General features: G+C 33.3%; 15 protein-coding genes. 8 read left to right on the top strand and 7 right to left on the bottom strand.

The window, feature by feature from the left end; translation table 11 throughout:
• Positions 1-64 precede the first annotated feature (64 nt).
• From ACTHPI_RS01580 to pgmB, 3 genes are read left to right on the top strand one after another with little or no spacing between them, the layout of a single operon-like run.
• Positions 65-1,411, top strand: a complete 1,347-nt coding sequence (locus ACTHPI_RS01580) for an SLC45 family MFS transporter (RefSeq protein ID WP_445352425.1) — start codon at positions 65-67, stop codon at positions 1,409-1,411.
• A 32-nt stretch (positions 1,412-1,443) separates the two neighbouring features.
• The gene (locus tag ACTHPI_RS01575) at positions 1,444-3,696 is read left to right on the top strand and encodes a glycoside hydrolase family 65 protein (protein ID WP_445352424.1); all 2,253 of its coding nucleotides are present in this window, start codon (positions 1,444-1,446) and stop codon (positions 3,694-3,696) included.
• Positions 3,697-3,708: 12 nt separating this feature from the next.
• Positions 3,709-4,371 carry a beta-phosphoglucomutase gene (gene pgmB / locus ACTHPI_RS01570; RefSeq protein WP_445352423.1) on the top strand — a complete coding sequence of 221 codons (663 nt, stop codon included), beginning with the start codon at positions 3,709-3,711 and terminating at the stop codon, positions 4,369-4,371.
• Positions 4,372-4,406: 35 nt separating this feature from the next.
• On the opposite strand, the gene ACTHPI_RS01565 is transcribed toward pgmB, so the two are convergent.
• The 3 genes from ACTHPI_RS01565 to ACTHPI_RS01555 all read right to left on the bottom strand — a co-directional run bounded on the left by ACTHPI_RS01565 (position 4,407) and on the right by ACTHPI_RS01555 (position 7,670).
• Positions 4,407-6,200: a DUF2207 family protein gene (locus tag ACTHPI_RS01565; RefSeq protein ID WP_445352422.1), complete on the bottom strand. Its 1,794-nt coding sequence runs from the start codon at positions 6,198-6,200 to the stop codon at positions 4,407-4,409.
• Between the two features lie 107 nt (positions 6,201-6,307).
• The gene (locus tag ACTHPI_RS01560; RefSeq protein WP_445352421.1) at positions 6,308-6,994 is read right to left on the bottom strand and encodes a deoxynucleoside kinase; all 687 of its coding nucleotides are present in this window, start codon (positions 6,992-6,994) and stop codon (positions 6,308-6,310) included.
• A 28-nt stretch (positions 6,995-7,022) separates the two neighbouring features.
• Positions 7,023-7,670: a deoxynucleoside kinase gene (locus ACTHPI_RS01555; RefSeq protein ID WP_144355967.1), complete on the bottom strand. Its 648-nt coding sequence runs from the start codon at positions 7,668-7,670 to the stop codon at positions 7,023-7,025.
• Positions 7,671-7,983: 313 nt separating this feature from the next.
• On the opposite strand from ACTHPI_RS01555, the gene ACTHPI_RS01550 reads away from it, so the two are divergent.
• Complete coding sequence (locus ACTHPI_RS01550; RefSeq protein WP_445352499.1) at positions 7,984-8,262, top strand: type II toxin-antitoxin system Phd/YefM family antitoxin; 279 nt, start codon at positions 7,984-7,986, stop codon at positions 8,260-8,262.
• Positions 8,262-8,606: a type II toxin-antitoxin system mRNA interferase toxin, RelE/StbE family gene (locus ACTHPI_RS01545; protein WP_445352420.1), complete on the top strand. Its 345-nt coding sequence runs from the start codon at positions 8,262-8,264 to the stop codon at positions 8,604-8,606. Before ACTHPI_RS01550 ends, ACTHPI_RS01545 begins: the two co-directional genes overlap by 1 nt.
• Positions 8,607-8,649: 43 nt before the next feature.
• On the opposite strand, the gene ACTHPI_RS01540 is transcribed toward ACTHPI_RS01545, so the two are convergent.
• Positions 8,650-8,862, bottom strand: coding sequence for a hypothetical protein (locus ACTHPI_RS01540; protein WP_445352419.1), 213 nt, complete (start codon positions 8,860-8,862; stop codon positions 8,650-8,652).
• A 295-nt stretch (positions 8,863-9,157) separates the two neighbouring features.
• The gene (gene nagB, locus ACTHPI_RS01535; protein ID WP_445352498.1) at positions 9,158-9,883 is read right to left on the bottom strand and encodes a glucosamine-6-phosphate deaminase; all 726 of its coding nucleotides are present in this window, start codon (positions 9,881-9,883) and stop codon (positions 9,158-9,160) included.
• 111 nt (positions 9,884-9,994) lie between these two features.
• Between nagB and ACTHPI_RS01530 the strand changes: the two genes are divergently transcribed.
• Positions 9,995-10,813 (top strand): aldo/keto reductase, encoded by an 819-nt coding sequence (locus ACTHPI_RS01530; RefSeq protein WP_445352418.1) that lies wholly within the window; start codon positions 9,995-9,997, stop codon positions 10,811-10,813.
• Between the two features lie 99 nt (positions 10,814-10,912).
• On the top strand, positions 10,913-11,197 hold the full coding sequence (locus ACTHPI_RS01525) for a hypothetical protein (RefSeq protein WP_445352417.1): 285 nt from the start codon (positions 10,913-10,915) through the stop codon (positions 11,195-11,197).
• 103 nt (positions 11,198-11,300) lie between these two features.
• Here the strand turns inward: ACTHPI_RS01525 and ACTHPI_RS01520 are convergent, their stop codons facing one another.
• Positions 11,301-13,637, bottom strand: a complete 2,337-nt coding sequence (locus ACTHPI_RS01520; RefSeq protein ID WP_445352416.1) for an ABC transporter ATP-binding protein/permease — start codon at positions 13,635-13,637, stop codon at positions 11,301-11,303.
• A gap of 104 nt (positions 13,638-13,741) precedes the next feature.
• Entirely contained in the window at positions 13,742-14,833 is a 1,092-nt protein-coding gene (locus tag ACTHPI_RS01515) for an ElyC/SanA/YdcF family protein (RefSeq protein ID WP_445352415.1), read from the bottom strand.
• An 85-nt stretch (positions 14,834-14,918) separates the two neighbouring features.
• On the opposite strand from ACTHPI_RS01515, the gene ACTHPI_RS01510 reads away from it, so the two are divergent.
• Positions 14,919-15,575, top strand: coding sequence for a lysostaphin resistance A-like protein (locus tag ACTHPI_RS01510; protein ID WP_445352414.1), 657 nt, complete (start codon positions 14,919-14,921; stop codon positions 15,573-15,575).
• Positions 15,576-15,588 lie beyond the last annotated feature (13 nt).

Raw genomic sequence — 15,588 nt, 5'->3', positions numbered from 1 at the left:
TTGTTATAGTAATAGTCAAGGAAATGTGAAAGCGCTTTTAAGTAAAAATAGGGGAATATAAAAGATGAGTCAAGAAAATAAATCAAGTATTGGCTTGCCTACCTTGGCTAAAAGTACAATTTGGATGATAAACTTTGGCTATTTAGGGGTTCAGACAGCTTTTACTTTACAGAGTTCACAAATGAGTCGTATCTTTCAAACTATTGGTGCTGATCCGAATAATTTAGGTTGGTTTTTCATTTTACCACCTTTAGCAGGACTTTTAGTTCAACCAATCATTGGATATTATTCAGATAAGACATGGCTTCCTAAGTTGGGTGGTCGTCGTTTGCCATATTTATTGCTCGGGATGATTGTAGCTGTTATCGTAATGCTACTTTTACCAAATGCGGGAAGTTTTGGCTTTGGTTATGGGTCTCTTGCAGCATTATGGTTTGGTGCAATTACTATTGCATTATTAGATTTATCTTCTAATGTTGCAATGCAACCATTCAAAATGATGGTTGGAGATATGGTTAATGATAACCAAAAGAGTTATGCATATGGAATTCAAAGTTTCTTATCAAATACCGGTGCAGTTTTAGCTGCAATTTTTCCATTTTTGTTTACTCTATTTGGAATTCCAAATACTGCAGCCAAAGGCGTAGTTCCACCATCTGTAGTTATTGCTTTTTATGTTGGAGCTGCAATTTTAGTTGTAACTAGTTTGTTTACTGTATTTAAAGTTGAAGAATATGATCCTAAAACTTATGCTCATTACCATGGAATCAATGAGGATGATAATAAGGAAGGGGGGAATTGGCTTCGGCTTCTAAAAGAAGCACCACAAGCATTTTGGACAGTAGCTGTAGTACAATTTTTCTGCTGGTTTGCATTTCAGTATCTTTGGACTTATGCGCCGGGAGCAATTGCTCAAAATGTATGGCACACTGCTAATCCATCTTCTGCTGGATATCAAGCTGCTGGTAACTGGTATGGGGTTTTATCAGCTGTTCAATCTATTGCAGCCGTTATTTGGTCATATGTTTTAGCAAGTGTTCCAAACAATCGTCATAAGTTTGGTTATGCTGGTAGCTTACTGCTTGGTGCTGTTGGATTTGTTTCAGTATTCTTTGTTCATAGTCAATGGTTATTGATCATTTCATTTGTTTTGATTGGTATTGCTTGGGCTGGTATGAGTACTTATCCATTAACTATTGTTACTAACGCACTCTCTGGTAAGCATATGGGAACATACTTGGGCTTATTTAATGGATCAATTTGTATTCCGCAAATTGTTGCTTCACTATTGAGTTTTGTTTTATTCCCATTATTAGGAAATTCACAGGTAAATATGTTTATTTTAGCAGGAATCGTGTTAGTATTAGGTGCAATTTCTGTTAATGGAATCAAAGAAACTTACGTTAATTAATTGATGAATAATAAGAAAAGAGGATTATTTTTATGAAACGTACTTTTAATGTTGCTCCATGGAACGTTGCTACAGAAAATTGGGCTCCTGAAGATAAGCGTCTTCAAGAATCTATGACTAGTATTGCTAATGAAAATTTAGGTATGCGTGGATTTTTCGAAGAAGGTTATTCTGGTGATACTTTAGAAGGAGTATATCTTGGTGGAGTTTGGTATCCAGATAAAACTCGTGTTGGTTGGTGGAAGAATGGCTATCCACAATACTTTGGTAAGATGATCAACGCAGTAAACTTCATTAAGATGCGTATTAAAATAAATGGTGAACAGCTTGATTTAGCTAAGCAAACTCCAGAAAACTTTAAGTTGGATTTGGACTTAAAGCGCGGAATTTTTACTCGTAAGTTTGATGTAGAAATTGGTGGTAGTAAGCTTCAATTTGTTTTTGAACGTTTTGCAAGTGTAGTTCAAAAAGAATTAGTTGGTCAAAGAGTTCTTGTTAAGAATTTATCAGGTTCTCCAGTAAAAATTGAAATCAGCAACATGATTGATGCTGATGTTTACAATGAAGATGCTAACTATGATGAACAATTCTGGAATGTGTTAGCTAAGTCAGCTGAAGGTACTCATGCTGAAATTATGTCTCAAACTAAGGAAAATAATTTTGGTGTACCGCAATTTATGGTTGGAATGCGCAATAGTGTTAAGACTAGTCTAGATCATATTGATGATGCAATTGAAGAAAAGACTGTTAGGAACACATTTGCTGGTGAAATTGAAGCTGGTGAAGAGATTACTTTCGAAAAGCGTAGTTTAGTTGTAACTTCGCGTGATTTTGACACTCAAGAAAAAATTGATCAAAGATTAGATGCTTTGATGGCTGTTATTGATACTGAAAAGTTTGATGAACTTTTAGCTCCACATATTGCTGAATGGCAAAAACGTTGGGACAAATCAGACATTCAAATTGAAGGTGATGAAGAAGCACAACAAGGTATCAGATTTAACCTCTTCCAATTATTCTCAACGTACTATGGTGATGATTACCGCTTGAACATTAGTCCAAAAGGTTTCACTGGTGAAAAATATGGTGGTGCAACTTACTGGGATACTGAAGCTTACTGCGTTCCAGTATACCTTGGTGTAGGAGATCCAAAGATTGCAAGAAATCTCTTGATGTATCGTTACAAGCAATTGCCAGGGGCTTACATCAATGCTCAACAACAAGGTTTAAAGGGTGCGCTTTTCCCAATGGTAACTTTCAATGGTATTGAATGTCACAACGAATGGGAAATCACTTTTGAAGAGATTCACCGTAATGGTGATATTGCATATGCAATTTATCTTTACACTAACTACACTGGCGATAAGAGTTATGTTCTTCATGAAGGTGCAAAAGTTTTAACTGAAATTTCTCGCTTCTGGGCTGACCGTGTTCATTATTCACAAAGAAAGAACAAGTACATGCTTCATGCTGTTACTGGTCCTGATGAATATGACAACAATGTTAACAATGATTGGTACACTAATCTTCTTTGCCAGTGGACTTTAAGATATACTCTTGAAATCTTAGATGAAGTAGATGAAGAAACTGCTAAGAAGTTAAATGTTTCAGAAGATGAAAAGCGTCGTTGGAAGGGTATTGCAGATAACATGTACCTTCCATATGACAAGGAAAAGGACATTTTCCCAGAAAATGATGGTTTCTTAGACAAGGAATTAAAGCCAGTTTCTGAAATTCCAAGTGACCAATTACCACTTAACCAAAATTGGTCATGGGATAGAATCTTGCGTTCACCTTACGTTAAGCAAGGGGATGTTATTCAAGGTCTTTGGGACTTTATTGATGACTTTACTCAAGAAGAAAAGAAGAATAACTTTGACTTCTATGAACAATTTACTGTTCATGAATCAAGTCTTTCTGCTTCAGTATACTCAATTATTGCTTCTGATATTGGTTACCATGATAAAGCTGTTGAATTATATGAAAGAGCAGCTCGTCTTGACTTGGATAACTATAATAATGATACTGAAGATGGTTTGCACATTACTTCAATGACAGGTAGTTGGCTTGATATTGTTCAAGGTTTTGCTGGTATGAGAGTACGAAATGGTGAACTTCACTATGCACCATTCCTTCCTAAGAAGTGGAATTCATACAAATTCCGTCAAGCATTCCGTGGTCGTGTATTAGAAGTAACAGTTGATAAGAAGGGTACTCACATTGAATTAGTATCAGGAGACCCATTAACTATTGATTTAAATGGTGAAAAACTTGAATTAAAATAATTGGAGGAAATTATGACTTTTGCTGATATTCAAGGTTTTGCAATTGACTTAGATGGAGTAATTGCAGATACTGCAAAATTTCATGGGAAGGCTTGGCGTCAAGTAGCTGATAAAGTTGGTACTGAATGGACTAATGAACTTGCTGATAGCTTGCGCGGCGTAAGCAGAATGGATTCTTTAGAACTAATTTTAAAAGCTGGTGGTCATGAAAATGACTATAGCCAAGAAGAAAAAGAAAAGTTAGCTGAAGAAAAAAATGATAATTATCTTGAATTGGTAAAGACATTAACTCCAAATGATATTTTGCCAGGGATGAAGAAATTTTTAGATGAAGCAAAAGAAAAAGGTTATCATTTAGCTCTTGCTTCAGCTTCTAAAAATGGTCCAACTATCCTTAAGTATCTTCAACTTGAAGATTATTTTGAAGGTAGAGTTGATCCTGCTAAGTTAAAGAAAGGTAAGCCAGATCCAGAAATTTATTTGCAAGCAGCTGAAATTATGAATTTGGATCCTGTACATGTAGCAGGTATTGAAGATGCCCAATCTGGTGTTGAATCAATTAACCGTGCTGGTGAGATTTCAATCGGAATTGGTAAGAATCTTAAAGATGCAGGTGTTAAGTTTAACGATACAAGTGAGTTGACACTTGATGCATTAGCTGAAAAGTTAGGGTAAATAAAAAAGCGCCATTTGGCGCTTTTTTATTTATCTTAAAATGCTCCGCCGCCGGAACCTCCACCAAATCCGCCAGAGCTTCCTCCAGAAAAGCCACCACTAGATCCACTAGAGGAACTATCAAGTCCTGCACCTGATTGTAAGCTAGAATTGAAGCTTTTTTCAAAGTTGCCACTATACCAGTAATAACTTGATGGAGGGAAGACTATGGCAATTTCAGCCTTATCAAATTCAATATTTAATTGCTTAATAACTTTTTTAGAAAGACCAAAGGCAACTGCATAAGGCATAACTTCTTCCCAAAAAATCAATTCACCAATATCTTTCATTTTGAAGTTACCAATGTCATCGAGCATTTTTTCAAATCCACGAACTTGATTGGCTTCTTCAGCTCCTTTTTGCGTATAAATTGAGTTAGTTTTTTTATAGAGGAATCCTAAGATAATATTTGTTAAAGCCAAAAGGAAGATAATAATTGGTAGCCAGATTTTGCTTGGGATAAATAAGAGGGAGACAATGAATAAAACGATATAAACTAAAGTAGACCAGCGATATAAGCGTCGACCTTTGCTATATTTTTCTTCATATTCTTCGCTAATTAAGTTAGCTTGTTCTACTTTTTCAAACATTTCATCTTGCCAATCATTAAAATCATTTTCTAAGTCGGCTTTTTTCATTTGTTTAGTTGTAAAACTCTTACCGTCTCCAACTTCATCAAATAAAGTTTTTAAAAATGGTGATTCATCTTTTACAGTTGGATCTACTAGAGTTATGCGGTAGTTCTTTCGTTTAACATTTTCAATTTTAATACGGTTTTTACCAGCAAGATGTGTTAAATAAGCAGTAAAAGCATAGGTATCTGGGTTACTACCATCATCTAATATTTGAGCGGTGACTGGATCGACATTAGGAATTTCATAATTATGAGGCAAATCAGAATACTTTCTCAATTTTGTACCAAAATGAGGAGTTCTTAAAATTTTAATACTTCCAAATAAAGATAAGCCTGCTGCAATAATAATTATTACCCAGGAAATGATTTGCTCAAATAATTCATGCTGATGACGTTTTCTATTAGCTTCTTCAGCAAATGCTTTTTCTTGAGCTAATATTGCTTTCTTATGATTTTTATCACGAGTATTTTTATTTAATGAAGTAATAGAAGTTGGAAAAATTGCATGAACTTCAATTCCACTGTCGCCAGGAACATCTGAAGCAGTTAAAATAGCTTGACCTAACTTGCGATTAACATTAACGTAGCCACTGAGTGGTCCATGCGCCCAAACTTTGAGCTCTGGAACTGCTTTTGAATTATTAAAGTTAATTTTTATTTTTACTTTATCAAGATCAGTGTCCCAGCCATTACCAATTATTTTGTAATTAAGTTCAGCTGTATCGCGCCAGTTGATAATTGCATTTGTAATAGTGTAAGAGTATTTGACTGTTACATCATCACCATCCTCAATATTATGATAAAGCTTGAAATTATAACCATCAGTATCATGAGTTAATTCATAAGTGTTATTAGTTTTTGTACCTTTTGTGGCGATAATTTCTTTTCCATGATTAGTTATAACACTTACTTTTGGGTTAATAAGTTTTTGTTTTGCATCTAGGTTTTGACGGTAATATACACCATGGGCATCACTATCGAATTTGTAATTTACAAAACGCTGAATTTTAAGCGAGCCGTCTTTTTCCACTGTTGCATTAACTTTTACTTCGTTAATATCATAATCAACATCTGCATGAGCGGTGTTAATACCAGTGAAAAATAAAATCATGGTAAAGACAAAACCTAATAAGTATTTAAATTTATGTTTATTCATCTTTTTCCTTCTATAAATTTAAAAAACTGAAATAATAAATATTAATTATTTTCAATTATACAAAAAAAGCTACTACAAAAATATACTTTTGTAGTAGCTAATAAATTTTATGCTTCAATTTGAATGTCGGTTGACTTATCCCAGTCTTCGGGAAGTTTGCCGACTTCTTTTAATTTGTCTACAATCTTATCAAGGACGATTTGTTTATCATTTTCACTAGACATAAAGTCGAGTTCATCACCATTGATAGTCATTTTTGGTGAGTAATCGTAATTTTCGTACCATGGTTTGTAGTATTTTAAAAGACGTTTATAGTAGTCTTCAAGAGTTGAATCATAGCTCAGTTGTTCATAAGGACGACCACGTTTTTGAATACGTTTGATCATCGTATCATAAGATACATCAATGTGAACAAGCAAATCAGGGTTCTTCTTAGGCATTCGCTTAAGTTCATCCATCATATTGTGAAGAAGTTCATAGTAAGTATCAACTTCTTCACTGGTTGCACGACCAATGTCTGCGTTCATTTGGAAGAAAAGGGCATCTTCATAGATTGAACGGTCAAGAACGTTGTTATCTTGACTGAGGGCTGCCTTAATACTGTGGAAGCGTGTATTTAAGAAATATACTTGAAGTAAGAATGCATATTTTTCAGGATCAGCATAAAAAAGTGGCAAGACAGGATTATCATCAACACTTTCATAAAATGGCTTAGTTCCTAAATAATCTGACAAAATACTAGTTAAACTGGATTTCCCGGCTCCAATTGGCCCGCTTAAAACAATAACTGTCATCACGTTCCTTCTTTTTATCTTTTATAAATTATAAATTACCAATTTCGCGTAATTTATTATCGATTTCACTTAAAACTTCTTTTTTAGCATCTTCATCAATAACAAAATCAAGTTTATCACCATTGATTCTAATTTTTGGAGAAGCGTTGTAGTTTTCATACCATGGTTCATAGTAGCTAAGAAGACGAGCGTAGTAGTCTTTTAAACTTGGATCGGTAGAAAGTTGTTCATAAGAACGACCACGCTTCTTGATTCTATTAAGCATTGTATCTAATGAAACATGAATGTAGATAAGAAGGTCTGGCTTCTTGCTTGGATTACCAGGAGTATCTTCCATCATATTCTCAAGTAAATCATCATAAATCTTAAATTCAGTTGGATCAGCAACCTTGCTATCAGCGTTCATTTTAAAGAAAAGGGCATCTTCATAAATTGAACGATCAGAAACACTGTTCTTATCACGAATAGCTTGGTTGATTTGTGCTAGACGATGGTTGAGCAAGTAGGTATTAAGCAAAAAGGTGTATCGCTTCATATCCTTGTAATATAAAGGAAGAACTGGGTTAGTATCAACACCTTCATAAAATGCTTGAGTACCTAAATGTTCAGCTAAAATACTGGTTAAACTGGATTTCCCGGCTCCAATTGGCCCACTTAATACAATAACTTGGATCACATTCTTTCTTAAACACTAGATGTAGTTGAGTACTTAACTAGTGTAATACGATATGTTGTGTCTAACAAGGGAAAATTTAATTTGCTATTTTTGAAAATTGTCAAGGAATTTGCCAAATTTTTTGAATAGGAATCTTCAAGATTGGTCGGAATGGGATTATTTGAGTAGAAAATAAAAACCAGTTAGCAATAATTTTGCTAGCTAGTTTTTAAAATAAAGATCTAATTGGTATCTTAAAGTAAATATAATTGTCTTATTATTATAAAAAATGTACAATATTAAGTACTTAATATTGCAGAAAGGAATGATGAGTATGCCTATCGCAATTACTCAAAGTGATTTTAGACATAATTTAAAGGACTATTTAGATGATGTAAACGATAATGAGATAGTTTTAGTTACTAGATCCAACCAAAGAACTGCAGCAGTTATATCTCAAGAAAAGTTAAATGCTTTATTAGCTGCTGTAAATGCAAAAGAAGACTCTCTAGATTATGCTATTGCACGCGACAAATTAATTGATATGAAAGTTCTGCCAGATGATCCAATTGTTAAGCCAACTGATGAATATTGGGAGAGCTTTAAGAAATAATGAAGAGATTACAATTTCGTCCGCGTAAATCATTTATTAAACATCTGAGTTATTTAGCCAAACTTGACCCAATAATTGTTGATGAAGTACGTTCCGCGATTGAGATATTGTTAGAAGGAAATGAGCTTCCTGCAGATTTTAGAGATCATGAATTGAAACGTAGATTAGCTGGATACCATGAATTTCATTTACGTGATACTCCTAAGGGTACAACTCCCACAGAAATTAATGATGTAGTTGTTTTATACAAGATTGAAGATGATGATCTGATTTTGGTTGCTGTAGATATAGGCTCACGTATAAAAATGTTTGGGCATGATTCAAGTAAAAAATATAGAAAATAAAAACTAGTTAGCAATAATTTTGCTAGCTGGTTTTTAAGTTGATTTACTTTTTTGCTAATAAATATAATTGTCGAATACCAATAACTAGAGTGGCTATTCCAAGAATTGGTTCACCGATATTTGGTAATGAGAATCTTTTTTGGAGTAAAATAATACCAAAATCTACTCCTGTTACAAATATACAAATAAAAGCACCGAAAGCTGTAATAAATTTGGAAATAGTTTTATTGTTAAAGAAATTTTTGATTGAATTCATAACATTTAAATCTCCTAATTTTATATTTATTATAGAAAATTTATAAATTCTTACAATACTTTGAAGTATAATTTTTAGAAAAAACAATTATAAAAAGTTGGATTTATAATGTACGTCTATGGTGATCAGACAATTGGTTTTAGTGAGTTACCTGAAAAGATTAAAAGTTACATTGAAAAACAGCTAGATAAGCAGGGATTATCCTTATATCCAGATAATTAACATTCCCTAGGAAATAAAAACCAGTTAGCAATAATTTTGCTAGCTGGTTTTTTATGTTCAAAATAAATTATGTTTAGTTCTTATATTTGTCGTCAAGTTCATTGGCTGCAGCTTCATCTACAATTACAGTTACATCTGGGTGCTTTTGCAAAATTGATGCAGGAACTTCTTCAGTGATTGGTCCTTCAATCATTTTCTTGATTGCGTGAGCTTTCTTTTCACCAAAGGCCATTAAAACAATCTTTTTAGCAGACATAATGTTAGCAATTCCCATGCAGATTGCACTAGTTGGAACATCTTCGATACTATCGAAGAAACGAGAATTTGCCTTAATAGTATTTTCTGTTAGTTTAACTTCACGAGTTACAGTATCAAATGAGGAACCTGGTTCGTTAAAGGCGATGTGGCCATTTCTACCAATTCCTAAAAGTTGAATATCAATTGGATTATCTTTAATAATTTTATTGTATTCATCACAAGCCTTTTGTGGATCTGTAGCAGCTAATACACCATCTGGAATATAAGACTTCTTGAATGGCTTTTTGTTAAATAAGTGTTCTTGCATGAAGTAGTGGTAACTTTGAGGATTATCAGGTTTTAAGCCGACATATTCATCAAGGTTAATACTTGTTAAATTATCACAGTTTAAGTCACTCTTAACCCAGTTTTGGTAAAGAGTAACAGGGGTTGAGCCAGTTGCTAAACCTAAAGTCTTGGCACCATTTTTGATACCTTTTTCAAAAATTTCAAATGCTGCAGCTCCACCTTGAATGTCGTTTTCTCTAACAATTACTTTTATCATGATTAAATCCTCCTTATTTACTGGTCTAGTCCATTATAAAATGGTATGTACCATTATGTCAACCGCTTTCTTAAAGAAAGTAGTAGAATTTAAGTGAGGTGATTAATAATGAAACTATCCGGCATTGGCATGGGTACTTGGGCCATGGGGGAAAATATAAATAAGAAAAATGATGAAATTTCTGCTTTGCGCTATGGCTTAGATAATGGCTTAACAATAATTGATACAGCAGAAATGTATGGTGAAGGAAAAAGTGAAAAATTGATTGGAGAAGCAATTAGAGGATATGATCGAAGTAAGATTTATTTGATTTCGAAATTTTATCCTTATCACGCAACACCTGAACTAGAAAGAAAAAGTCTAGAAGCAAGTCTAGATCGTTTAGGAACTGATTATTTAGATTTGTATTTACTTCACTGGCGAGGAAATCATAGACTTTCAGATACTATTTATGGATTAGAACAGTTGAAAAAAGAAGGCTTAATTCGTGAATGGGGTGTATCAAACTTTGATACTTCTGATATGGAAGAGTTAATAAGTTTGGAAAATGGTAATAATTGCTTTGCTAATGAAGACTTGTATAACTTGGATCATCGTGGGGTAGAGTACGATTTACTGCCTTGGCAAGAAAAGAAAAATATTAACTTTATTGGATATTCTCCATTTAATTCAGGAAGTGGAAATTCTATTAGAATTACGCAAAACTTAAAAATCGTTGCTCGAAATCATAATGTTACTCCACATCAAATTATGTTGGCATGGGCAATTAGAAATAAAAACGTGTTGTCGATTCCTAAGGCTGCTTCTATTAAACATATGGAAGATAATATTAAGGCGTTAGATATTGAGCTGACAGAGGATGATTTGCGCCTTATCAATGCAGATTTTCCAAAGCCTATTGCGAAACAACCATTAGACGTAATTTAATCGGCTACAAGATATAGTATATAGAGTTAACCTGTTTCAACATCTTGTGGATAACTCTGTGGATTTGTGTGAAACTTTGATAAAATGATAATAAATACTATGATATACGTAATTTCAACAATTATATTTGTGGCTCTAATAATTTGGGCATATAATACGCCGGAAAGAAAAGCTTATGATGACTGGTATGCAAAGAAGCTGGGATATTGGGACACAGTATTATGTGTTTCGTTATTAGTTATATACAATGTCGTCATGTACGCACTATTTGGAAAATTAGGTTTGCTTTTTCCATTTAGTTTTGTGTATGACACTATGTTAATTTTTGCAATTATTACTTCAATTTTAAGAGTTAAGCGCGTAAGAAAAAAGAAGAATAAATAAAAAAATCGTCCTCCAATATCTGGAGGGCGATTTAATTTAGATAAAGATATTCAATTACATTCTACGCGCAAGTTTTACTAAAAATGAACTAAAATAAAGATATTTATTCACTTCTAAGAGCAATTGCGGCATCCTTTTTAGCAGCCATTTTTGCTGGAATGTGACCACCAATTAAAGTTAAGACAGTTGAAATAATAATTAAGATAATGGCTGCTTTTGGATCAAGCTGTGCAACATTTGCAAGATCGGTAATCTTATAGATTACACTGTTGATTGGGAAAGTGAGAATGTATGCAATTCCTACTCCAAGAAGTCCTGCAAATACTCCAAGGATAAAAGTTTCTGCATCAAATACTCGTGTAATATCACGCTTTCTGGCACCAAGAGCTTTAAGAACACCAATTTCCTTAGTTCTTTCAAGTACTGAAGTGTAAGTTAAGATACCAATCATAATCATTGAAGTAATTAAAGAAATTCCTGCAAATGCAACAAGTATAGTAGTAATTCCGTTAAGAAGGCCACCAGTCATTGTAGTTACAACGCTAGACATATCTGTATAAATAATTTGATCCTTCTTAGGTTTACCTTTATTCCACTTATCAAGATAATCTAAGACCTTATCTTTAGAATCAAAATTATTTGGATAAATCATAATTCCAGTAGGAATGCTAGTAGCGCCTAAAGTTTGTAGGATTTGTTTCTTTTGACTAGAGTTGATATTTTGCCCAGTAATAACATTACGATTCGATTGCTTTTGAACTTTAACAATATCAGAATTTTTGTTTTCATTGATTACACTCTGAGTTAAGTTGTCACTATATGCAATTCCTGTTGATAAAAGTGCCATTGAATCTTCATTCTTAGGACGAATTACGGCACTTAGGCGTAATTTTTTACCGGAATTGTACATAGATTGATTAGTCTTTTTAGGAGCAAAAGTTCCCGTAGGAAGCTGGCTGTAGTAATCATTGTTTGAGACAAGGCTGAATTCTTTACCAATTAACTTATTAAACTTAACTTTATCACCATCATCAATATCAAAGCCTAAATTTTTAAGAGCATTGATATTAACAGTATTTTTATTATCTGTTACTAAGACAAGGTCAGTTGATTTGGTAGGCCAGCTGCCTGAGAGAAGTTGGTAATTTTGTTTTAAGAATGAACCTTTTTTCTTATTAAGAGTAGTAGGAAAAACGCTAGAACCAGCACCCATTGAGTTCATTGCTTCTTGGCGCATAGATGCCATAGACTGACTGCCACTTGGATCATTATTAGAAAATTGGACGCGATCAATGTCACCATTTACTTTTGAAAGTAAATTCAAGTTGGTAGCACGCTGATAAGAAATATTATTAGCATAATTTGGATTGATTTTCTTTATGTAGTTGACGTAAGCTTCAGTAATTTTATTACTATGGGAAGCTTGTTCACTTTTATCTTTTTGAGCAGTTACATAGCCGCGATTTTTGACGTTTTTGTCAGATTCTTTTCTAGTAGCTACAGCATTCATGTCAGTAGCCGTTGGTGTAACAGCAATTGGGTATTTGGCAAGTGCCTTACTCATAGTAGTGTCAATTTGTTTTTGAAAACCATTTGAAATAGAAAGAACTACTGCTATTGAAATGATACCGATACTTGAAGCAAAAGCTGTTAAAATTGTCCGAGCCTTTTTAGTCATGATGTTGGTAAAACTAAGTTTGATAGCATTCCAATAGGACATTTTGGTCCGTTTTAATTTGAAAGTATCTTTTTCTTTTTTAGCTTGGAAAGGATCAGAATCATTTAAAATTTTACCATCTTGGAAGTTAACAATTCTTGAAGCATACTCTTTAGCTAATTCTGGATTGTGTGTAACCATAATTACTAAGCGGTCTTTGGAAAGCTTCTTGATTAGTTTCATAATCTGAATAGAAGTTTCAGTATCAAGTGCACCAGTTGGTTCATCACAAAGTAAGATATCTGGATTATTTGCAATTGCACGAGCAATGGCGACACGTTGCATTTGACCACCGGATAATTGATTAGGTTGCTTGTGCATGTGGTCTTTTAAGCCTACTTCAGTTAAAGCTTTAATCGCTTTTTCGTGGCGTTCTTTTGCTGGAACTCCTGATAAGGTCATTCCTAATTCCACATTATCCATAATTGATAAATGAGAAATTAAGTTATAATTTTGAAAAATAAAACCAACCGTATTATTGCGGTAAGCATCCCAATCAATTTCAGTAAAATTCTTAGTAGACTTACCGTTGATAATTAAATCTCCTTTATCATAACGGTCAAGTCCACCGATAACATTAAGCATAGTAGTCTTACCAGAACCACTTGGTCCTAAAATTGCTACAAATTCTTGGTCTCTAAATGAAATAGAGACATCGTCTAGGGCATGTGTGACGGTGTCTCCAACTTTATATGATTTATAAATGTGTTTAAGTTGAAGCATACTTGCACCTTTCATTAAAAATACAATTATGCTTAAGTATAGTATATAAATTTATGCTATATAAATGAAAATACTTAAAGTTTAGATATTCTTAATTAAATCATTCACCACTTAATAATGCCTCCTGCCGCAAATATAGCTTGAATAATAAAGAATACAGTAATCAAACTAATAATGATGAAATGGCGTTTTTTGTTCATGACAAATACTCCAGCAAATTCTCTAATTATTGCGTTTGGTAAAAAGTAAAACCTAGTATAACAACCAACACCATTAGCATTGAGACCAGCCATTTTTGCATAAAGAGCAGCTCGAAAAATATGGTAATTATTGCTGAAGAATTTAGCCTTAAACTTATAATTTCCATAGTCTTTTTTTGCAACTTCTTTTGAAAAAAGCATATTTTCATAAGTATTGCGAGATTTATCTTCAAGTAAAATATCATTAGGTGAGATTCCTCGAGCAATTGCATATTCAGTCATAGCTTGGGCTTCGGAAACTTTTTCATCAGGTCCTTTTCCACCAGACATGATAATTTTTGGCATTTTATGTCCTTTGTTGACTTGTTTTTGAGCAAATTGAATTGCGCGATTAATACGAGTAGCAAGAAGTGGTGTGACACGTTCGCCATCAATTAAACCAGCCCCTAGCACAATTAAATAGTCTTGATTATATCTACGAGGGACAAATTGATATAAAAAAGAATTAATTAGGAAGTTATACATTACCCAAAGTAGGTATACTGCGATAACAGGAGCAGTTGTTAAGAGAATGTTTAACCAATTTGGTAAATATTTTGCTGGACCAGTAATTGCTATTACCCAGGTAATAATTAAGCCAATCCCTATAAAGAGTGTGAGTAAATTTGGCAAAGTGTGACTTTCATATTTCCAAACAAAGTAAGCATTCCATAAAAAGAACAACCAAGAAAAAGCAGCAATTATTGCTATTAACATTAATATCCCAATTACTACTAAAGTGTAAGCTGCTTTGAGAGTTTTAAGATTAGTTGCGAAAACTAAAAGACTGATCCATATCGCAAATAAAAAGACAAATAATGTAAATATCATTCCATTGATTAATCGTCTCGGTTCAATCAACCACGAAATAAGAAACATAAAAAATACAAAAAGCATGATAGCAGAAAAAATCGAAAATTGTCGATTTTGCTGAAAAAGCTGAAATAATGCATGCATAATAAATACTCCTACTTATGTTAGAATTATCATAGTTTATTATAGGAAATAAAATAAGAAAATCCTAGAAAATCAAGGTGGTCTAATGAGAAAATTTTTACATTACGCAGGTAATATTGCAGGGATGATTATCGCCTTTGTCTTGTACGCATATTTACAGAGTTTTTATTTCTTCCCTAAAAAGATTCATATGCCAATGAAAAGTGTGGGAATTTCCTTAATTACGGTAATTGTACTGTGGCTTATTTTTTGGCTATATAAACAACAATTGAAATATGTAAATTATTGGGGATTTAACGAAGAGCCACATTGGAAGTGGAAGAAAGTATTAATAGCTTTTATTGGTTTTATTTTAATTACAATTGGGGCAGTGATTACCTTAAATTTAGTTAGTGGAGGAAAGACTGTTTCAACTAATCAGCAAGAATTAAATAAAATTTCTCTTCAAAGTGGCATAATGTTCAAGATTATGGTTGGATTTATTGCGCCGTTTTGTGAGGAAGTAATTTTTAGAGGGATGTTTTTCAATACTTTCTTTACTAAGGCAACTTCATTTAATAAGTGGGCCGGAATATTAGTCAGCGGGTTTGTTTTTGCTTTTATGCATGATCCAGCACTTTCGAAGTTTATCCTTGTCTATTGGGTACTTGGATGTGTGTTAGGTTGGGTTTATCTGCAGACCAAAGACTTACGCTATTCAATGATGACGCACATGGCATATAATTTATTAGGAGTTATATAAATAAAAATGAGCA

Source organism: Lactobacillus sp. PSON (assembly GCF_052615405.1).
The sequence above is the reverse complement of the archived record's forward strand: the minus strand, read 5'-3'. Positions and strand labels throughout refer to the sequence as shown.